This is a genomic window from Vibrio sp. MACH09 (assembly GCF_033238805.1).
In the GTDB taxonomy this organism is placed as follows: Bacteria; Pseudomonadota; Gammaproteobacteria; order Enterobacterales; family Vibrionaceae; genus Vibrio.
Genome location: NZ_BSFZ01000002.1, coordinates 130,140 through 148,792 on the forward strand (window position 1 = coordinate 130,140; position 18,653 = coordinate 148,792).

Sequence of the window (18,653 nt, forward strand, 5' to 3'; positions counted from 1 at the left end):
TAAGATACGTATACTCAAGTTGGAGATAACCGAAGGTGATATTTCGTAATGCCATTTCTGCTAGTGATTTCGACATCACGGATGGAGAGCTAAAGTTCAAGAAAAAGACTTACTCATTGCAGAGAGTAAAGAAAGTCGATCTGAGGTGCCTGAGCGTGAAAGACAATATGGTCAATGTTGTCAGCTTGGCTTTAATCCTATCCGCGGCAACTTGGGCTTTTGTTCCTGCGTTTGGTTTACCTACTCTCGTACTGACCATGTTGATTGGGATAATTTCGTGGAAGAAATACGAGTTGAGAGCCGAGTATTCAGCAACAGATGAAACCGGAGACTATTGGGTAACAATTGCGAATTGTCGCTCTGAACATGAGCTCGGGATCTTAAAGAAAATGGAACAAGATCTTACTCAATATTTGTGCTTGAATTAGTGAGTTTTAGCTGTAAGTGATTTCTATTAAAGCATCAGTTTAAAGCTCTTTAATTTAGAGACAAAACTGGGCAGCCTTAACGCAAGCGCTGCTATCTGGCTCAAACTTCTCTACCGTTGTGACTAAACTACCAGTGGGAATAGGAATGACTTGGTAGCAATAACTCCTGTGATTAAGAGAACGGCTGTAACGATTTAAAAGCATAAAACATCATTTACTCATTAGTACGTTAACTATATTTCTCAATGCTAAAAACTAAAAATAAGCCCTGTAGATAGAGCTGGTGCAAACGAACTCTCCAAGAATGTAGATGAAGAGTCTAAATAATTAATATCTACTCCTACTCTCCACGCCATATAGTCATTCAATTCGATCACCCATGAAGCAGAAGTACTCACTCCTTCTTGATATAAGTAACGCTTATCCGAAATAATATAATCTCGTTCCCCCCTATATTTGGCTAAACCAACCTCAACCTGTAAAGACATTTTAGGAGAATCTAACAGTAGAAATTGGCCTCCTATTCTGTAGGTTGATATTTGATCTTGATCTACATAGAGAAATTCCGCATTAGTATCAGTATAAGAGACATATAAAGACTCTAACCCCCATACATCACGCAATCCAAATTGTAGCCCATAACCGGATAGACCTGCCCCTATATAAGGACCTGTTTTTATCTCAGGTGAAAAATGAATGGTATTTGCAGTTGCCTTAGCAGATAAAAAAATTATTAAACTAACAGTTATTGCTATTTTCATCATTGACTCAGAGTGTAAGTGAGAACATCCTTTTAAATCATTGTCCCGTTTAATATGTACATTCTAAGTAATTGACGTATAGCGATCTAATTACATCTGCTTGTATAATCAATAACTAAAACTTATTAGGCTAGCCGTTTTAGGACGACTGAAATGTATTGTTGTAAAACTTAGCTATCTACTCCTTCGACTCCTGTTCAATAACCCATTTAACCTGCTCAATTAACCATAATATAAGGGCGGAATCTTTATTTTTTGTGTGGTAATAAGCGTAAAGGATACTCTTATGAGGCACACCGTCTATTATCGGTATAGCAGCTTTTAGTGATGGGTAACGTCGAATAGGAAACAGACTAGTATGTGGCATAAAGAAGTCTGTATGCTCAATAACGTCCACCACCGCCATGACAAATTCCGAACGAAAGCCAACGGTTGGTTTAAGCCCTTTCTTTTCCATGATTTGTGCTGCTTCAGTATAATTGTCATTATGGCCGGGAGAGATTACCGAGGCTATCGGATAAGGCTCCATATCTTTAGGAGTAACTGTACTCGTTTGGATGGGATGACTATTTCTTACGATAATTCTCGCTTCTAAATCAATTAAAGGCTCAATATGAACACTTTGAATAGCTTCCTGATTTTGACTTATTCCCAAGGTGATCTCATCACTCTGAATATAATTGATGGAATCACTTTTCCATGCCACCAGCTCCAAAGTGCAATTAGGTGCAACCTTAGAAAAATGACGAAATAGCGAACCAGAAAGACACTCTAATGCGATCGGTGCTACGGCGATTCTTATGGATGATTTGAGTAACGAAGCATCAAACTCTCTGTTTTTGTTTAACGCGCCAGATAAGCCATTTAAGTAAGGGGTTATATCCATTGCTAGCTGTTCTGCATAAGGCGTTGCTTTCAAACCATTTGGAGCTTTAACAAAAAGAGTATCACCAAGCTGAGCCCTTAATTTTTGTAAAGCCTGACTTATTGCAGGCTGTGAAACATATAACCGTTCAGCCGCTTTTCGCGTGTTCAGTTCTTGAGAGAGCACTAGAAATGTTCTCAACAAATTTAAATCAATACTGAAAAATAGATCTTTAGCCATATATCACTCCAAACACAACCTAATAAGCTTAGCTTATTACTGAAACAAGTAATAGTCATTAGACCTCTCTAATTCAACTTCTCATAATAGCGCCAACAAATAATTCGCTAGGATTCGAAAATAGCCGTGGCCTTGATCTTCTATTTTGGTATTAAGTTGTAAATATACCTATTAAGTCTTCGTCATTGCTCCAATGGAGTTGGTAATAAATTCTCCACTGGCCGTTTATTCGGCCAGTGAACTTAAATAAGACTTTAGGTAATGCACTATGAAAAAATCTATTTTAGTAACAATTGTTACTGGTTCTCTATTATTGGCTGGGTGTTCGTCCTCTGGAGGCTCTAGCAGTGGGGGCGGTGTAGCTGATCGTCCTGAACCAGTTGACCCTAATTTTGGTCTCACTGTACCTTCAGTTCCTGATATTGATAACTCTCCTGATTGGGGACTAGATACAGGTAATACTCCCGATCGTCTCCCACCAGTATGGGGTGGACCCGCAATGCCTCCCATTGATAATGGCCCCGAAGCAGGCTACACAATATCTGGAAACACCATCACTGATGCCAATGGTAACAGCTTCTTAATATCTGACGTGGACTGGCGTGATCAATCTATGACGGTTTTAGATAAAGAGGGCAATGAGTACCACGTTAGTATTATTCGCCAGGGTGAGTTTGAAGGTAATTTTGGCGTCATTATTAATGGGGAATCGATCATTATTGGCAATGATACCGTACAAGGTGGTCTCAGACCATTGATGGAAAACAGCGAGAACTCAATTGACCGCAACTCTATTCGCGATGCGATCCGCTCTCGTTTAAACTAATTCAATAACGCTCCTAGTCTCTTACTAGGAGCGATTTCTAGGCAAAAAATGAAAACCATTTCAATTACTTGCAGCACAATGATGTGCTGCATTCCAGCTATTGCTGGAATTGATCTATCCGTTGAAAAGGATGTCGTAGAAATTGGCGTTACCGCAGCAGTCACAAGTAACACATTTTTATTTATTGGTGGAGACAGCGACAGTATCCTTGAAACCGGAATTGGTTATCATAAATTTGTTAACCGAAATTGGAAATTATCTTCATATTATCAATATGGCTTGAAAAACGATTGGTTAATGAATGAAATTGCGGGTGTTGATGGTGTTAAAACAAACACACATCTCATAGACCTCACTGCAACCCGATATTTCGAACACTATTCTGCTAAATTTGGTGTAACAAGCGAGGTTATACGCAACGGTTTTACATGGCTTACTGTTGATGACGCTAACAAATACTCTAGCTATTTCGCCGTTGCTAAGTACTTCCAGCATACTTATCTGACAGGCAAGTATGAGTACCACTATGCGGAAGACAAATCAGATATGGTTGACTTCAACCAAGGAAGAGCGAGCGAGTGGGAGCTGTCTATGGGTACAATGCGCCCATTATGGCACATCTACCCTTATGCAAAAATATCAGCTTTAAGCCCCAATGGCACTTACTACGGAATGGACAAAACCGAATACAATTGGACGATTGGTGGGCGACTATCATTCTAACTTTAAGCGCTATTAGTAAGTTAGTACTCTCCTTTACTTTTCCGATACTCACTTGGGGTCATTCCCGTTATTCTAGAAAACTCGCGATTAAAGTTAGATTTGGTTTGAAAACCAGAACTCATAAATATCTGCGTTATGCTCTCTTTTGAGGTTGCCAAAGCGTGTTTCGCGTGCTCTATACGGTATGTATTAATCAGTTTAGAGATATTCTGTTCATGAACTTGATTAACCGCTATGGAGATCTGTTTTGCGGGGATGCCTAATTTGCGTGTCAACTTGGACAAAGTCAGCTCTGGATCAAGATATAGAGAGTCTTGGCGAACTTTTCTATCCAGTATTGAGGCTATTTCTTCAGCGCGCTCTTTGGTCATGACCGCGATGTTATTTATCTCTTCGTTCTTAATCTGTGTGGTTGATGACTCAGTCTCGTCTGAAACTGGCGTATTGATACCGGCTACAACAACCGCTATAGATAATACAGGCAACAAAATCAAATGAGCTGTGGTAAGAATATAAAGAGCCAGTTCACCTTGATTAAAAGTAAAGTCCAAAGACATAAAGGTATCTACTAATGCTGAAAAAATCAGCATCCATCCGGCGATACTCTCTGCTTTTTTAACCCCCTCCCAGCTTCCTAACGTCACGTTATTCAGCACCGTTTCTTTACTAGAAAAACGAATAAGAGCAACACCATAACCGATATAACTTAGTGTTAGCACCTCATCCAGTGGCAAGGCAAGCCAAGGTTGTGTAGTTGCGCTAATAGCAATAAACAATGGAGCAATAAAGTGTTTAAACGATAAGAAACCTTGATTACGAGTTGCGTGAGCAAAGGTATACCACGCTGCGATTGGAATAGTGGAAGCCAAAATAGGCTGCGCGATGCTAAAAGCACCAAGATCAAATGTCCAACGCAATCCAACCATGGCCGTTGTGGCAGAGCATAACCCTAAAAACAAACTGGCGAATTTGACTTGTTGTGAAAATCGAACATACAGTGTTATCGCCAGCAACCCGAGTAGCATAGAAACAATAAACGGAACGGGAATAGCAAGCATAGTAGGTCCTAGATAAATGAATTCAATCTATATTAGTGCAAATGAATGATAACTAAATAAAATTTAGACATTAAATATAGACTAATGCTGGTTTTGGGACGACCTAAAACCCGTTTTGAGACGTTTTTTGCTTTATTCAATCGCAATATGTCATCACACGTTCACTACGGAGATGACAATTATGCAGTTCTATATTCTGGCTTGGCAACGAAGCCTCGACTTTTCTGGCCGCTCTTCCCGCCAAGAGTTTTGGATGTTTATGCTAGTACATATCATTATAACCATCGGGTGTATTGTATTAGATATCACTCTGAAAATGACAACTTGGTTTGATGCAATTTATAGCCTTATCAGTTTTATTCCCATGCTGTCGGCTATTGCTCGTCGACTGCACGATATCCATAAATCTGGCTACTGGGGGCTGATCTTTTTCGTTCCAATCGTCGGCTCTTTTTGGCTAATCTATTTGTTGGCGAAAACCAGCATTTATCACAATGACAGGGAGGCGATAGCATGAGATCACTCATCATTATAATGTTGTCTGCTACTGCCTCGTGGTGCAGTTATGCATCAGCGAATTATCCTTCGGAGGCTCTAGGAATTCTCTCTGTCGACACTATGACTCAAGGAGCGCTTGTGTGGCTTAAAGGCCGCGTTGGGGATGCAAGCTATACCTTTACAAGTAATGACAACACAACATGCAGAATAAGTGTGCCTATTGCTGTGGGGAGTATTTCAGAGTCAGATCTAGGGGTCGGTGAGACAAAAGGGCTAACAATTATTGTTGTCAGCCAACGGCTCAATGATGCGCTAATACAAGGTGAACGAATAAACAGTGCAGACTGGCATTTCTCTACCCTTCAAGATAACAAAAACTTAGACGGGCTGATTTCCCATGGCATTAGTTCCACCGAAGGCTTCGTTTTAAACTCCAGAAGAAGGTGGATATCTTGGCTTATTGGTGACACGCAGAGTCCAACATGCCACTAGTTAGTTTAAATAGAATTGGCTCATAGCCACAAAAAAGCCTGACAAGTTTCCTTATCAGGCTTTCTAACTTATTTAACTGCGCTTGGGTTAAACGCAAATATTAAACAAGCGCTCGTTTTATTTGCTTAGCTCTGTCGCCACTTCTGGATTATCAACTTCTGTTAACAATCCTTTGATCAAACTGACTGCGCCCAGCAGTAATATAATGGTAAACGGCATGGCGGCAATAATAGTAATGGACTGTAAAGCCTGTATAGACTGAGTACCACCAATCCACAACATGACCATTGCAATGGCACCAGAAATAACAGCCCAAACCACTTTCTGCTTTAACGGCACTTCTAACTTGCCACCCGCTGTCATGCTATCAATCACGATCGAGCCTGAGTCTAATGTGGTAACAAAGAACACGATGATCAGTGCAACCGCAATAACAGAAAGAATATTACCAATTGGGTAGGCATCTAGCATATAGAACAGGCTTAGCGATACATCAGATATGCCTTGTTCTGCACCTAATAGGCCGACTTTATCGATAATTTGTTCAATGGCAATACCGCCGAACACCGACATCCAAGCCGTCGTGACCATAGTAGGAATAATCATTACACAAACAAGAAACTCACGAACGGTACGGCCTTTAGAGATACGCGCCACAAACATTCCAAAGAATGGAGCATACGCTACCCACCATGCCCAATAGAATACCGTCCAACCGTGTAGCCATGTTGTATCTTCACGCCCGGTGGTTTGACTTAGCGGTAGAATATTTTTGACATAGCCAACAACCGAAGTTGCTACCGAATCAAGAACGGTCGTGAAATTCAGCACCGTCATAAAACCAAGGAACACAAAGGCAATAATCATGTTGAGATTACTCAACGCCTTTACTCCACCATCCATACCACGGATGACGGAAATAATAGCCAGCCCCATGATAATTAAGATAATAAACTGCTGAAGATACAAGCTGTTCTCAAAGCCAAACACATGGCTAATGCCACTCGCTGCCTGAGAGCCACCTAACCCTAATGAGGTTGCTAGGCCAAATAACGTTACCAGCACGGTGAGCACATCAATAACGTCGCCGATTCTTCCCCAAACTCGGTCACCCAATAGTGGATAGAATACCGAACGCATCGATAACGGTAGCCCTTTGTTATACACAAAATAGGCCAAACAGAGCGCCGTCATGCCATAAATGGCCCAAGCGTGCAGTCCCCAGTGGAAGACCGTTGCACCCAATGCGACTTCGCGGCCTTCGGCGGTGTAAGCCTCCGCGTTTAATGGCGTGCCATACCAATCGGTAAAGAATGCCGTCGGTTCTGCAACGCCCCAAAAAATAAGCCCTATTCCCATACCTGCGGCAAATAACATGGCAATCCAGGACATGGTTGAATAGTCGGCTGTCGCTTCATCGCCCCCCAATCGGATTTTGCCCAATGGTGAGAATGCGATAGCAATAGCAAGCAATAATAAAATGTTGGCTCCCCACATAAAGAGGAAGTCGAAGTTTGATAAAACTGCGCCTTTAACGGTGTCAATGGCGGCTTTGGCTTCTGAAGGTGAGAGGACGAGCAGTGTTGCGATAAATAGAACAGATAGGCCAACCGAAGCGGTAAAAACTATGTTGTGAACATCCATGCCCCATTTGCTAATATTATCTTGTCCAACTTGATAATCTGTAGATTCAATACTGTATTTTTTTGATCTATAACTCATAAATTATGATGTTAATGTACCCGAATTAACGAATAGAATTAAAACTCCATATTGGAAAAAAGAATGACTAGCCAGCTATTTTCATACACGATGAATTAGTTAAGTTGTTGAATAAACTATTTGCTTTTGGTCTAGCCCCCAGCGCGCTATTGTAGCATCATTTGCTCACCTCTTAGTCGGAAACTCATAACTCACTGATAGTACAAGGGATATCATCATTTAATCACCTCTTAACCCATTGCATTGTTAGATAGATAACCCAAGCCAAACTTGGTTCAATCTATGGCTATAAGCGAAGTTTTATAAGCTAAAATGACAAATGGCTTTCTATTCAGTATATTCCTTAGCCATCCGGCCAAGATAATTGTATTTGTTGAGAACCATGAAAAAAGCGCTCTTAATTCCATTCATCGTTAGTCTACTGTCCATTGCTCTCATCAGTTGTCATTCAGCACCTGACAGCGTTCCGTTATCGGATAAAGATTATTGTGCTGATCTGCCGGTAAAAACACCTTCCCCATTGTCGCACTATCTTGCCCCTTATCAGGCAGTGATGAAAAACAAAACCGGTGTCTATGTACTGGAGCAAGGTGCCGAAGCTATGATGTCTCGCGCTTGGCTAACAGAGCGCGCAGAGAAGTCGATTGATGTTCAGTACTTCATTTTTTCGGTCGACAATATTGGGTTGATTGCTACCGACTACCTCGTTAGAGCAGCGGAACGAGGGGTAAAAGTGCGAGTGATAATAGATGACATCATGCTGGAAGCTCGTGGCAATGAGCTGATCATGCTAGCCGCGCATCAGAACATCGACATTAAGATCTATAATCCCAATGCCAATATCGGCAAAAACATTGTTGAGAAAATGACCTCTCTTGCCACGGATTTCCATGGTTTTAATCAGAGAATGCACAACAAGGTGTTTATTGCTGACGATCAAATCGCCATTACTGGAGGACGAAATATTGCAGATGAATACTTCGGCTTTGACCACACCTATAACTTTAGAGACCGAGACGTTTTTCTTGCCGGAAAAGTGGTTAACAACGTAAAAGCCTCTTTTGAGCAATACTGGCAAAACGAGCTTAGTGTTTCAATTGAGAAACTGGTGGATGACACCTCGCTTCTTGGCCCCCAACATTCAGGCAATCCAGACTTTTCAAGGCTACACTCATACTCCTGTAACCCTGAGAATTTTCATCCCGACATCAAAAAAGAGATCGAACAAGTCCCCCATACCTTTAGCCGTTTAATGGATGAAGGTAAGTTTTTATTTTTGGATCACGTTGAGTATATATACGATATTCCGGGTAAAAATGATCAGGAAACTTTTTTAGGTGGCGGAAGCATTACCAGAAGCAAGCTTATCGAACTGGCAGAAAGCGCTACGAAAAGCATACTCATTCAAACCCCTTACCTGATTACAACCAAAGCTGATCGTCAGTTTCTTAGCCAGTTAGTGGACAAAGGAATAACCATAAAAATACTCACCAACAGCCTCGCCTCAAACGATAACTTAGAAGCATTTAGCGGCTATCAAAGAAACAGAAAAGCCCTACTTAACACCGGTGTAGAAATTTATGAGTTCAAACCCAATGCACAAGTGCGTCAAAGAGTGATGACTGAGCATATGTATAAGCGGTTGCCGACTACTCCTATTTTTGGTCTTCATGCAAAAACAATGACCATTGACGATAATGTCACGGTAATTGGTACCTATAATTTCGACCCTCGCAGCGCCAACCTTAACACTGAGAGCTTCACCATTATTCATTCTGCAAGTATTACAAAAGACGTAAAAACGTCGATACTAACTGAAATGGAGCCCGAAAATGCATGGTTAATTAGCGACGACTTCAACCCTGATAGCGAAGCAAAACTAAGCAAACGAATAGGGGTAAAAATAAGACGAATCGTACCTAAAAATATTCTCTAGTTATGCAGAACTGAGGGAGGCAGATCAATAGCAACAAGACGTATTGTTCTATCTGATCTGTCTCATGTTCGATGTACAAAAACTTGATCTGTAATAACACCGTCTACACCAACTGGATCTACTCAAGCTAAACCATCACTCGCTTACCGCTAATACATCGCAGCGTGAGGCGCAGATAAAGTCATTTTTGTGCAGGCCTTTGATTGAGTGGCTCCACCATGTCACAGTGACTTTGCCCCACTCCAATAAGATAGAAGGATGATGAAACTCATCTTCTGCCAACTCTGCCACTTTATTGCTGAACGCCCACGCCAGCTTAAAGTTCTTAAACGTATACACCTTTTCAAGTTGCGGGATACCGTTTCGTTCTATGATCTGCCAGTCAGACAACTCCAGTAGTAATGATTGTTGGTCATCTTTATTGAGGGCAATGGCGTCGATACTGCAGGCTTGGCATTTTTGTTCATTCAACATGTACGGGTTCCTTGGGTTCAAAAAGTGGTGGTAGTAATCCCGCTTCCATCGCGAGATCAACTTGCTGTAATAGATTTATCTGACTGATTTTAAAGAGTTCGGACAACCCCTCGATCACATAATATTTAGGCTGCATGATATCGATGCGATAAGGCGTTCTTAACACCGTTTGTATATCAAACTCGTCACGAATCGCCACGCTCCCTTCCAGCGCATAAATGGTTTCTGCCGGAGACGAAAGAATGCCACCGCCATAGATTTTCAGCTTCTGCCCCTCTTGGACTAAGCCAAACTCAACCGTAAACCAATACAAACGGGCAAGATAAGCGCGTTGCTTGGCTGTTGCCAGTTGCCCTAGTTTTCCATAATGCTCAGTAAAAGCCGCAAAATCGGTATTGGTCAACATGGCACAATGGCCAAAAATTTCATGAAAGAAATCCGGTTCTTGTAAATAATCAAACTCGTCTCGCGTTCTCAGAAAAGTCGCAACCGGAAATCGCTTGTTGGCGAGCAGATCAAAGAAACGATCGAAATCGATCAATGCCGGAACAGGCTGCACCTGCCAACCTGTTGTCTCCTTTAGCACTTTATTTATCTCAGGGAGTTGCGGAACCCTGTCTAATGGCAAGTCAAGCAGGGTCAAGCCATGCAAATACGCATCGCAAGCGCGATGCTTGATGACGTTCTGTTGCCTTTTCACTAAGTCGTGCCAAATGGCATCTTCTTCGAGGCTCCACTCAACCCATCCCTCTTGACTCACGGGCTTAGAATGATATTGAGTCATTATTCACCTCCTAAAGAATGTTTCTCTTTAAGCCTATCTCCACTCTTTATAAGCGCCAATTTGCGCCATTTTTCGAAGCTGGCCTTCCTGTAACATTTTGTTTACATAATTGTGTTAGACGCGTATTTTTCTAATCTTACTATTCGCTAAATTTACGTCAGTTGTTCGCAACTTTGCATTTACATCGACACGTTTGCATCCGCTTGATTCTCTGGCATCGCATCAATAAAGGCTGGCAACTGATTACACGCTTCTGCAATCGAGTGAATCAACGGATAAGGCGACATATCAACAGCAAAACGCTGTGCGTTATAGACCTGCGGCACCAAGCAGACATCTACAAGGCATGGCGAATCCGTCAGACTATAAAGTGAATCCCCGCAGGTTTTTCGGTGTTTGAGGAGTTTTTCCTCTAACGCACGAAACCCTTGGTGAACCCAATAGTGGATCCAATCTATTTTCGCCTCTTGTCCACACGATAATTCTTTTTCCAAATACTGCAGCACGCGTAGGTTGTTGAGAGGATGAATTTCTATCGCAATATCCTGAGCCATTGCCAAAGCTTGGTAACGCAATGACGTCTGCTCTGGTGTCAGTGAAGCTTTAGGGTAGCTTTCATCTAAATACTGAAGAATCACTAACGACTGATTAAGCCGAACCTCGCCATCCACCAGCACGGGGACTAACTCACTGGCGTTCAGCTCACGAAATGGTGCGTCATGTTGCTCGCCGCCATTTCGCAGTAAATGAACCGATTTAGACTGATAACTAAGCTGCTTGAGATTCAACCCAATACGCACTCGATAGGCCGCAGACGAACGCCAATAACCATAGAGTATTCTATTCTCATTCATACACTGATCTCATTCATGCCATCACTTCGCTTACGCTCTTTATTTAGTGGCGTCACATCACCACTCTGTTGCGTAAGTTATAGTTCTCTGTGCTTATCGTTCTCGGTACTTATCGCTCTCGGTACGGGCTCACTTCTTGCTCAATCGCGCCAAAGATAGAGTCACCCACCGCATCGAACATCTCTAAGCGAATTGAGTCACCGAACGACATAAACTGAGTTGAAGGTTTGCCATCTCGAATGGTCTCAATCATGCGAACCTCAGCAATGCACGAATACCCAACACCACCTTCAGAAATTGAGGTGCCGTAGTCAGTGCCTTGTTTATTCGAAACCGTACCAGAGCCAATGATGCTACCCGCCGACAGTGGACGCGTTTTCGCTGCATGCATAACCAGATCCGTAAAACTGAAGGTCATATCAACTCCTGCATTTGGGCAACCAAAAGGCTTGTTGTTGTAGGTGGATATCAACGGTAGATGCACCTTACTGTCTCGCCACTGTTCACCAAGCTCATCAGGTGTCACCGCTACCGGAGAAAACGCCGAAGAGGGCTTGGACTGGAAAAAACCAAAACCCTTTGCCAGCTCAGCCGGAATCAAGCCTCGCAAGGAGACATCATTGACTAACATTAGCAAGCGAATGGAATCTTGCGCCTGTTTGTCGCTCGCCCCCATCGGCACGTCACCAGTCACAATTGCAACTTCTCCCTCGAAGTCGATGCCCCATTCGTCGTTGGCAAACTCGATATTGTCACGAGGGCCTATAAACGCATCTGAGCCACCTTGATACATTAATGGATCAACCCAGAAGCTCTCTGGTATTTCAGCCCCACGCGCTTTACGCACCAGCTCAACATGGTTTACATACGCACTGCCGTCTGCCCATTGATAAGCGCGTGGCAAAGGCGATTCACAAGACTGAGAATCAAAGACTTCACTGTCTGTTACCTGACCACTATTTAATGAGAGGTATAACGCTTCTAACTGAGAAACCACGTTATCCCAGTTATCCAAAGCCACTTGCAAGGTTGGGGCAAGGTGCATCGCATGAAAAATGTCGGTTGTCGCCACGCACTGTTTTAAATCTTTGCTCACGACCATTAATAAACCATCACGAGTACCGTTTTTCTTGGTTGCTAATTTCATTCTGCTCCCTTATTTCTTATCGCTTTCCGTATCTTGGCGACTGGTGGTTTGCCAGCTATAGACGTATTCTTTGTTCTCAACGCTATCCAGTTCATCAGAGAACTGCAGCGCATGGCGTGTATCAATCATTACCGCCACCTCATCGGTAAACTTCTTCTTGTGCGCCAGACCTGCCTTGAAGGCTTTTGGATGAGGACCATGGGTAAACCCGGCTGGATGAAAAGTCACCATGCCCGCTTCAATGTTGTCCCGGCTGAAGAAATCCCCAGCGTGGTAAAACAGCACTTCATCATAATCATCATTGTTATGATAAAACGGCACTTTTAATGCACCGGGATCGCTCTCAATTGGACGGGGAACAAAGGTGCACACCACAAATCCTGCGCCCACAAACGTTGTGTGTGCTGAAGGTGGCAAATGATAGCGATGAGACATTAGCGGTCGAATGTCCCGCCAGTTCACTTTCACCACCGCTAAGTCACCATGCCAACCAACGGCATCCAGCGGATTGAACGGGTAAGTGATCAGGCTGACTTTGTCATGGCGTTTCACGTGAACCTGAGTCTGACTTTCTGAATACTGAGCGCGAAACTGATCATTGATTGACGGGATATCAAGAACGGCCGGATCAAACACCGCGTGATTACCGACCATACCTTTTTCTGGCAAGGAATAGGCCGCATCGGTATTTTCAATCATCAAGATGAACATTGGCTCACTAGGCTCCAAGCGCCAATTAGTCGAGCGCGGAATCATCACATAATCCCCTTCATTCACCTCTAAATGGCCATAATCACAATAGAAATCGGCACTGCCTTGGTGAATAAACAGCAGCTCATCCCCGTCGGAATTACGCAGCAAGAATTCCATCTTCTCATCCATGCGCCACACACGAATTTTGCAGTCCGCATTGTGCAAAAGGTGAGGCACAGCCCAAGGCGTTATCTGGCTCGCTTTCTCAACCAAGCTAAAATCAAAAGCGCGAGGGCGTAAATCCCCCTCCCACTCAGACCAACCAGTTGGGGCATGTTGGTGATGAAAGTGAGCCGCAGGGCCAAAGAAACCGCTCCGCCCCGCTTCCCTTTCATAAATTGCCTCTTCGGGAAAATCGGCATGCGCCTGTTTAGAGCACACCCCTTCCCGATGAGGAAATGAGATCCATTTATGCATCGTCTAATACTCCTCGACGAATCTGGTCCTCTTCAATCGATTCAAACAACGCCTTGAAATTACCTTCACCAAAACCTTCATTGCCTTTTCGCTGAATAATTTCAAAGAACACCGGCCCGATAACGGTTTGTGTGAAAATCTGTAACAAGATGCCATCTTTGGTCGGGGCACCATCAATAAGAACACGTAAGTCGCGAAGCCGATCAGTGTCTTCATCGTGACCTTTGACACGCTGATCGACTTTTTCGTAGTAAGTATCTGGGGTTGGCATAAAGTCCATGCCGCGATCACGTAGGGTTTTCACCGTTTTGTAGATGTCATCTGTTGTTAATGCAATGTGCTGAATGCCTTCTCCGTTATACTCACGAATAAACTCTTCGATTTGTGATTTATCGTCTGAAGACTCATTGATTGGAATACGGATCTTGCCACAAGGTGACGTCATGGCGCGGCTCACAAGCCCCGTCAATTTGCCTTCAATGTCGAAATAGCGAATCTCACGGAAGTTGCCAAGACGTTCATAAAAGCCAGACCACACATCCATGTTGCCTTGCTTAACGTTGTGCGTAAGGTGGTCTATTTCATAAAGGCCAACATTCGCTTTCGCCATACGTGCTTCAGCATCGTCATAGAATCGAAAATCCACGTCATAGATGCTCTGCTTACCATAACGATCGACAAAATAGAGCAAGCTTTCACCGATACCGTAAATGGCAGGAATGCTCAGTTCCATCGGCCCTATCTCTGTTTTGTACTCTTCACTACCGCTGTTAGATGCTTGCTCCATTGCAGCCGTTGCATCGTTAACACGAAAAGCCATTCCACAAACCGATGGTCCATGAACCTTAGCGAACGCTTCAGCTTGGCTGTGTGGTTGTTCATTGACGATAAAGTTGATGTCACCTTGTCGATACAACCAAGCCTCTTTTGAACGATGCTTAGCAATCTCAGCAAAACCAAGTGACACAAACAGCGCTTTAAGTTGCTCAATTCCTTTGTGGTCGACGGCCGTGTATTCAACAAATTCGAATCCATCCGTGCCAAGCGGGTTGTATGTATCCACCATGAACTTTCTCCTTGTATCTATTGGTTTTGTGTTGTCTGTTTTTTATCCTTAATCAAATTTGGCTCACAAGTCGTGAGAATGGAATGCATGGATGCAAAATGGATAATCACAGTGAGAATCATTCAAATTGTAAAATAATTGTTACAGAAAAATAATTTAAGAAGAAAAGTGAATGCCATCAATAGATTGAAAAAGGAGGAATTAGTTTACAGTTGAGCTAAACATGTTAATGATTTGTTACATGGAAGATTTTTAGAGAAAGGATCACTCAGCGTGTTGATAGCGTGCTTTAAATGAACGGATATGGTCTAAATCTGGATTTATTACCACCTACAAGCTACGTTTTCACAGATAGATAATCTTTTTTAGTCGAGGCCATTATGTGCGGAAGACTCAATATTACTGATGATCCATTTTCTCAAGCTGTCTGCGACGCTATTGGTATCTCGTTTGCCAGCGTGGCCAACAGTGATCTTCGGCCGACAGAAAATGTTTCAGTTATTGGTGCTTCAAATAATGCTATGGTTCAGCGGGAACTTAACTGGGGAATGAAGCCCGACTGGGCAAAACGCATAATTATTAACGCACAAGCAGAAACAGTCGCAGTAAAACCGACATTTAAAGCGGCATATCACACCAACCGAGTGGTTGTTCCTATTGCAGGTTGGTACGAGTGGAGTGGTGATAAAGCAAACAAACAGAAGTTCTTATTTGCCGATGCAGATCAAAAACCACTGTTTATGGCCGGAATCGCCCTTGGTGACAAGTTAGTGACCCTAACCACCAAACCCAATGAACAGTGCGCAAAATATCATCATCGTATGCCATTATTGTTAGCAAATGATGTTATAGAGCCGTGGATATTTGGTCATGTTGCTCTCTCAAATACACTACTCTGTACAAAAATCGCCATGAATTTTGCCATAACATAAGCTAAATACTTTTCTCCCGAGTATCTGGAGAAGTATTTAGCGTTACATTGCTTCCAATAAAACTCTTTGGTGTTCTTCCAAACTCTTGGCGGAACGCTTTTACAAAACTACTCACGCTTTTGTAACCCAGTGAATAAGCTACAAAAGTGCTGCTCTCTCCTTTATTGAGTAACTCTAACGAGTTCATTAACCTAAAGCGGCTTCGCCATTGACGAAACGTCATGCCTGTTTCCGCTTTAAACAACCTTTCTACTGTTCGGACACTGGCTCCCGCCATGTTTGACAGCGTTTTAAGGGAAGGCGTTTCATTTGGATGCTGAACCATATAACTGATCAGCTTAACTAATCGTGGATCATTTCCTGAAGGGAGCTTAGCCTCGACTGCTTGTAAATTATCGAGCTCATCAATCGCCACTAAACCTAAACGTTGCAAACTTGCTTGCTGCATAAGCGGCGGCGATTGAGTTAAACGCAATACGATTTCTCGCATTAAAGGAGTCATGCTAAGCATGGCCCCTTGTTTTTCATTTTGACGGATCGGAAACGAAGGGTCGATATATAGGTTGCAGGTTCGGGCCGCTATTTCACAGCTAACTTGATGGGAAACACCTCCCGGAATCCAGACAGAATGCGTCGATGGTACTACCCAAACATTCTGTTCACTAGTAACACGCAATACCCCTTCCACCGCCCACAATAGCTGCCCACGAGGGTGGGAGTGAGGCACCATACCAGATTCAGCGATCATACTTCTGGCATTACTCAATACAGGCTTACTAGAGTCAAGAACAAACGCGATGTCACTAGGCAACAACATTGTCGCCTTAGGAATATACTTTGTCATATTGCCCTCTTAAAGCGACAGGAAAGTTTCGCTATCTTAGAAACAGCAACATATGAATTCAAGTTTTATTTATTACTCTTTATTGGATACCAACATGGAAAGTAGATTTGGCATTAAACAAGGGGCACTACTTGTGGCTCTCGTTACTGCGTTGGGAATAACGCTATTCCCGCTGGCTAGCCACCCCGACATATTTTCGTACAGCGCCGCAGTTGTCATTATCACCCTTACTCTATGGAGTACTAGTGCCGCGCCTCCTTTCTTAACTGGACTGCTGTTTTTTGCGCTCGTCGCCATTTTCAAACTGATCCCAACTGATGTTTTATTTTCAGGTTTCGGATCAACGGCGGTTTGGTTAATTATCTCAGGCTTTGTGATCGGTGCAGCCATCTCCGTCTCTGGCTTAGGCAAAAAGCTCGCTTTAGCTATCTCTCCCTATTTAACATCAAGCTATGCACGCTTGATCACTGGCTTAGTTTTTAGCGCAATGTTATTAGGTTTTGTCATGCCCTCTTCCGTTGGTCGAGCCGTGGTGCTTATCCCCATCGGAATGGCTCTTGCCGAACAAGTTGGCTTTGCTCCGGGCAGCAAAGGTCGAATCGGGATTGCTACCGCTCTAGCTTTATCTTGCAATATGCCAAGCTTTGCGGTGCTTCCCGCAAATATCCCAAACATGATTTTGGCTGGGTCAAGTGAAACGCTGTACGACATTAGCTTTAACTATACCGAGTATCTGTTATTGCACTTCCCTATTCTGGGTATTGTTAAGTCAATGCTGATCGTATTATTGGTGCTACGGATATTCCCGGCCAGCATTTCTACAACAAACGCATTTTCGCCACTGGAGCAAGATGAACAATTTGATAGCAAGATACAAAAACGTGTCGCTGTTTTATTGTCCATTACCCTGCTCTTTTGGATAACAGATTCCATTCATGGTATTAGCCCAGCTTGGATTGGCCTAGCCACCGCGGTAATACTGCTAACGCCTAAATGGGGAGTCGTGACACCTAAGTCATTTAACAGCTCGGTGGATTTTGGCACGATTATTTTTGTCGCGGCAGCGCTAGGGCTTGGGGCATTAGTCAATGCCTCCGGCTTGGGTGAGTACCTTGGTGACAACTTTAGCCACTTAATGCCGGCTTCAGATAGTCATTCATTGCTGCATTTTATGGCATTGTCGTTAATCTCAACATTTACCGGTCTGGTCACCACTATTCCCGGCGTACCCACGGTATTAACGCCCATGGCAGCTAATTTTGCCGAAGTCAGCAATTTTAGTTTAGAGGCGGTCTTAATGACTCAGGTAATCGGTTTTTTTACGGTGATATTCCCTTACCAAGTAGCGCCATTAATCATCGCTATGCATCTGGCTAATGAACGTCTTACCGATCTCGTTAAAATCACCCTACCTCTGACTGGCATCACCATCGTCATGCTAATGCCATTAGACTACCTGTGGTGGTTGTTCTTAGGCTGGATAAACTGACGGCTGATGACTTTGTATCGCTTTATAAGGCAGTAATTTTCTCTTATGGGTACCATCTGAACCAAAACCAAAGGCTCTGTTGGTTACCCATATTTTCACTTTTACATGAGCGGTATCTGTTTTTATACCAAAGCTGCTTAACCTTCTGATTTAGTCCCTATCAACAAAAATACTTCTATATCGTGTGGTAATAATAACGTGATGCAATGTATTTCGAAAAGAAAATAGAAACATATAATATTACAAATTAATTACTAGTTTATTGTAAAAATATGCAGGACAGCACAATTTTTGATTAAACCTTCTTATCGGACAGCATATAGAAAACCCTTACAAACAACATA

The 18,653-nt window shown here is 43.0% G+C and carries 19 protein-coding genes; 8 read left to right on the forward strand and 11 right to left on the reverse strand.

From position 1 onward, the window contains the following. Nucleotides 1-35 precede the first annotated feature (35 nt). Nucleotides 36-428, forward strand: coding sequence for a hypothetical protein (locus CHJ_RS15800; RefSeq protein WP_317918238.1), 393 nt, complete (start codon nucleotides 36-38; stop codon nucleotides 426-428). A gap of 248 nt (nucleotides 429-676) precedes the next feature. Here the strand turns inward: CHJ_RS15800 and CHJ_RS15805 are convergent, their stop codons facing one another. Together CHJ_RS15805 and CHJ_RS15810 are read right to left on the reverse strand one after the other, a co-directional pair. Continuing rightward, a complete protein-coding gene (locus CHJ_RS15805; RefSeq protein WP_317918239.1) occupies nucleotides 677-1,192 on the reverse strand; it encodes a hypothetical protein in 516 nt (171 codons plus the stop codon). Nucleotides 1,193-1,367: 175 nt separating this feature from the next. Next, the gene (locus CHJ_RS15810; protein WP_317918240.1) at nucleotides 1,368-2,294 is read right to left on the reverse strand and encodes a LysR family transcriptional regulator; all 927 of its coding nucleotides are present in this window, start codon (nucleotides 2,292-2,294) and stop codon (nucleotides 1,368-1,370) included. Between the two features lie 268 nt (nucleotides 2,295-2,562). Between CHJ_RS15810 and CHJ_RS15815 the strand changes: the two genes are divergently transcribed. Together CHJ_RS15815 and CHJ_RS15820 are read left to right on the forward strand one after the other, a co-directional pair. Beyond that, the gene (locus tag CHJ_RS15815) at nucleotides 2,563-3,120 is read left to right on the forward strand and encodes a hypothetical protein (RefSeq protein ID WP_317918241.1); all 558 of its coding nucleotides are present in this window, start codon (nucleotides 2,563-2,565) and stop codon (nucleotides 3,118-3,120) included. Nucleotides 3,121-3,168: 48 nt separating this feature from the next. After that, nucleotides 3,169-3,843, forward strand: a complete 675-nt coding sequence (locus CHJ_RS15820) for a hypothetical protein (protein ID WP_317918242.1) — start codon at nucleotides 3,169-3,171, stop codon at nucleotides 3,841-3,843. A 20-nt stretch (nucleotides 3,844-3,863) separates the two neighbouring features. Here the strand turns inward: CHJ_RS15820 and CHJ_RS15825 are convergent, their stop codons facing one another. Next, nucleotides 3,864-4,901 (reverse strand): helix-turn-helix domain-containing protein, encoded by a 1,038-nt coding sequence (locus tag CHJ_RS15825; RefSeq protein ID WP_317918243.1) that lies wholly within the window; start codon nucleotides 4,899-4,901, stop codon nucleotides 3,864-3,866. A gap of 181 nt (nucleotides 4,902-5,082) precedes the next feature. Between CHJ_RS15825 and CHJ_RS15830 the strand changes: the two genes are divergently transcribed. Together CHJ_RS15830 and CHJ_RS15835 are read left to right on the forward strand one after the other, a co-directional pair. After that, nucleotides 5,083-5,418, forward strand: a complete 336-nt coding sequence (locus tag CHJ_RS15830; protein WP_317918244.1) for a DUF805 domain-containing protein — start codon at nucleotides 5,083-5,085, stop codon at nucleotides 5,416-5,418. Next, the gene (locus CHJ_RS15835) at nucleotides 5,415-5,891 is read left to right on the forward strand and encodes a hypothetical protein (RefSeq protein WP_317918245.1); all 477 of its coding nucleotides are present in this window, start codon (nucleotides 5,415-5,417) and stop codon (nucleotides 5,889-5,891) included. The genes CHJ_RS15830 and CHJ_RS15835 overlap by 4 nt, the downstream gene beginning before the upstream one ends. A 117-nt stretch (nucleotides 5,892-6,008) precedes the next feature. Here CHJ_RS15835 and CHJ_RS15840 read toward each other — a convergent pair whose 3' ends face one another. Next, nucleotides 6,009-7,613 carry a BCCT family transporter gene (locus CHJ_RS15840; RefSeq protein ID WP_317918246.1) on the reverse strand — a complete coding sequence of 535 codons (1,605 nt, stop codon included), beginning with the start codon at nucleotides 7,611-7,613 and terminating at the stop codon, nucleotides 6,009-6,011. A gap of 382 nt (nucleotides 7,614-7,995) precedes the next feature. Here CHJ_RS15840 and CHJ_RS15845 point away from each other — a divergent pair, with 382 nt between their 5' ends. Continuing rightward, a complete protein-coding gene (locus tag CHJ_RS15845) occupies nucleotides 7,996-9,549 on the forward strand; it encodes a phospholipase D family protein (protein ID WP_317918247.1) in 1,554 nt (517 codons plus the stop codon). Nucleotides 9,550-9,684: 135 nt separating this feature from the next. Here CHJ_RS15845 and CHJ_RS15850 read toward each other — a convergent pair whose 3' ends face one another. The 6 genes from CHJ_RS15850 to hppD all read right to left on the reverse strand — a co-directional run bounded on the left by CHJ_RS15850 (nucleotide 9,685) and on the right by hppD (nucleotide 15,044). Beyond that, the gene (locus tag CHJ_RS15850) at nucleotides 9,685-10,023 is read right to left on the reverse strand and encodes a 4a-hydroxytetrahydrobiopterin dehydratase (RefSeq protein WP_171751544.1); all 339 of its coding nucleotides are present in this window, start codon (nucleotides 10,021-10,023) and stop codon (nucleotides 9,685-9,687) included. After that, nucleotides 10,013-10,807 (reverse strand): phenylalanine 4-monooxygenase, encoded by a 795-nt coding sequence (gene phhA, locus CHJ_RS15855; RefSeq protein WP_317918248.1) that lies wholly within the window; start codon nucleotides 10,805-10,807, stop codon nucleotides 10,013-10,015. The genes CHJ_RS15850 and phhA overlap by 11 nt, the downstream gene beginning before the upstream one ends. A 179-nt stretch (nucleotides 10,808-10,986) precedes the next feature. Then, nucleotides 10,987-11,661 (reverse strand): maleylacetoacetate isomerase, encoded by a 675-nt coding sequence (gene maiA / locus CHJ_RS15860; RefSeq protein WP_317918249.1) that lies wholly within the window; start codon nucleotides 11,659-11,661, stop codon nucleotides 10,987-10,989. A 109-nt stretch (nucleotides 11,662-11,770) separates the two neighbouring features. Continuing rightward, nucleotides 11,771-12,808: a fumarylacetoacetate hydrolase family protein gene (locus CHJ_RS15865; protein ID WP_317918250.1), complete on the reverse strand. Its 1,038-nt coding sequence runs from the start codon at nucleotides 12,806-12,808 to the stop codon at nucleotides 11,771-11,773. 9 nt (nucleotides 12,809-12,817) lie between these two features. Beyond that, complete coding sequence (locus CHJ_RS15870; RefSeq protein ID WP_317918251.1) at nucleotides 12,818-13,978, reverse strand: homogentisate 1,2-dioxygenase; 1,161 nt, start codon at nucleotides 13,976-13,978, stop codon at nucleotides 12,818-12,820. Further along, nucleotides 13,971-15,044, reverse strand: coding sequence for a 4-hydroxyphenylpyruvate dioxygenase (gene hppD, locus CHJ_RS15875; protein WP_317918252.1), 1,074 nt, complete (start codon nucleotides 15,042-15,044; stop codon nucleotides 13,971-13,973). Before hppD ends, CHJ_RS15870 begins: the two co-directional genes overlap by 8 nt. Nucleotides 15,045-15,424: 380 nt before the next feature. Here hppD and CHJ_RS15880 point away from each other — a divergent pair, with 380 nt between their 5' ends. Next, nucleotides 15,425-15,976 (forward strand): SOS response-associated peptidase, encoded by a 552-nt coding sequence (locus CHJ_RS15880; protein WP_317918253.1) that lies wholly within the window; start codon nucleotides 15,425-15,427, stop codon nucleotides 15,974-15,976. Nucleotide 15,977: 1 nt separating this feature from the next. On the opposite strand, the gene CHJ_RS15885 is transcribed toward CHJ_RS15880, so the two are convergent. Continuing rightward, nucleotides 15,978-16,820, reverse strand: a complete 843-nt coding sequence (locus tag CHJ_RS15885) for an AraC family transcriptional regulator (protein WP_171751537.1) — start codon at nucleotides 16,818-16,820, stop codon at nucleotides 15,978-15,980. A gap of 94 nt (nucleotides 16,821-16,914) precedes the next feature. Here CHJ_RS15885 and CHJ_RS15890 point away from each other — a divergent pair, with 94 nt between their 5' ends. Beyond that, a complete protein-coding gene (locus tag CHJ_RS15890) occupies nucleotides 16,915-18,309 on the forward strand; it encodes an SLC13 family permease (protein ID WP_317918254.1) in 1,395 nt (464 codons plus the stop codon). The last annotated feature ends 344 nt before the right edge of the window (nucleotides 18,310-18,653 follow it).

What these genes read in the sequence shown, in the direction of transcription:
- phhA (WP_317918248.1), bottom strand. Translation starts at nt 10,807, where the DNA reads ATGACTCAATATCATTCTAAGCCCGTGAGTCAAGAGGGATGGGTTGAG.
- maiA (WP_317918249.1), bottom strand. Translation starts at nt 11,661, where the DNA reads ATGAATGAGAATAGAATACTCTATGGTTATTGGCGTTCGTCTGCGGCC.
- CHJ_RS15840 (WP_317918246.1), bottom strand. Translation starts at nt 7,613, where the DNA reads ATGAGTTATAGATCAAAAAAATACAGTATTGAATCTACAGATTATCAA.
- CHJ_RS15850 (WP_171751544.1), bottom strand. Translation starts at nt 10,023, where the DNA reads ATGTTGAATGAACAAAAATGCCAAGCCTGCAGTATCGACGCCATTGCC.
- CHJ_RS15820 (WP_317918242.1), top strand. Translation starts at nt 3,169, where the DNA reads ATGAAAACCATTTCAATTACTTGCAGCACAATGATGTGCTGCATTCCA.
- CHJ_RS15890 (WP_317918254.1), top strand. Translation starts at nt 16,915, where the DNA reads ATGGAAAGTAGATTTGGCATTAAACAAGGGGCACTACTTGTGGCTCTC.
- CHJ_RS15805 (WP_317918239.1), bottom strand. Translation starts at nt 1,192, where the DNA reads ATGATGAAAATAGCAATAACTGTTAGTTTAATAATTTTTTTATCTGCT.
- CHJ_RS15865 (WP_317918250.1), bottom strand. Translation starts at nt 12,808, where the DNA reads ATGAAATTAGCAACCAAGAAAAACGGTACTCGTGATGGTTTATTAATG.
- CHJ_RS15815 (WP_317918241.1), top strand. Translation starts at nt 2,563, where the DNA reads ATGAAAAAATCTATTTTAGTAACAATTGTTACTGGTTCTCTATTATTG.
- CHJ_RS15835 (WP_317918245.1), top strand. Translation starts at nt 5,415, where the DNA reads ATGAGATCACTCATCATTATAATGTTGTCTGCTACTGCCTCGTGGTGC.
- hppD (WP_317918252.1), bottom strand. Translation starts at nt 15,044, where the DNA reads ATGGTGGATACATACAACCCGCTTGGCACGGATGGATTCGAATTTGTT.
- CHJ_RS15870 (WP_317918251.1), bottom strand. Translation starts at nt 13,978, where the DNA reads ATGCATAAATGGATCTCATTTCCTCATCGGGAAGGGGTGTGCTCTAAA.
- CHJ_RS15830 (WP_317918244.1), top strand. Translation starts at nt 5,083, where the DNA reads ATGCAGTTCTATATTCTGGCTTGGCAACGAAGCCTCGACTTTTCTGGC.
- CHJ_RS15845 (WP_317918247.1), top strand. Translation starts at nt 7,996, where the DNA reads ATGAAAAAAGCGCTCTTAATTCCATTCATCGTTAGTCTACTGTCCATT.
- CHJ_RS15880 (WP_317918253.1), top strand. Translation starts at nt 15,425, where the DNA reads ATGTGCGGAAGACTCAATATTACTGATGATCCATTTTCTCAAGCTGTC.
- CHJ_RS15810 (WP_317918240.1), bottom strand. Translation starts at nt 2,294, where the DNA reads ATGGCTAAAGATCTATTTTTCAGTATTGATTTAAATTTGTTGAGAACA.
- CHJ_RS15825 (WP_317918243.1), bottom strand. Translation starts at nt 4,901, where the DNA reads ATGCTTGCTATTCCCGTTCCGTTTATTGTTTCTATGCTACTCGGGTTG.
- CHJ_RS15885 (WP_171751537.1), bottom strand. Translation starts at nt 16,820, where the DNA reads ATGACAAAGTATATTCCTAAGGCGACAATGTTGTTGCCTAGTGACATC.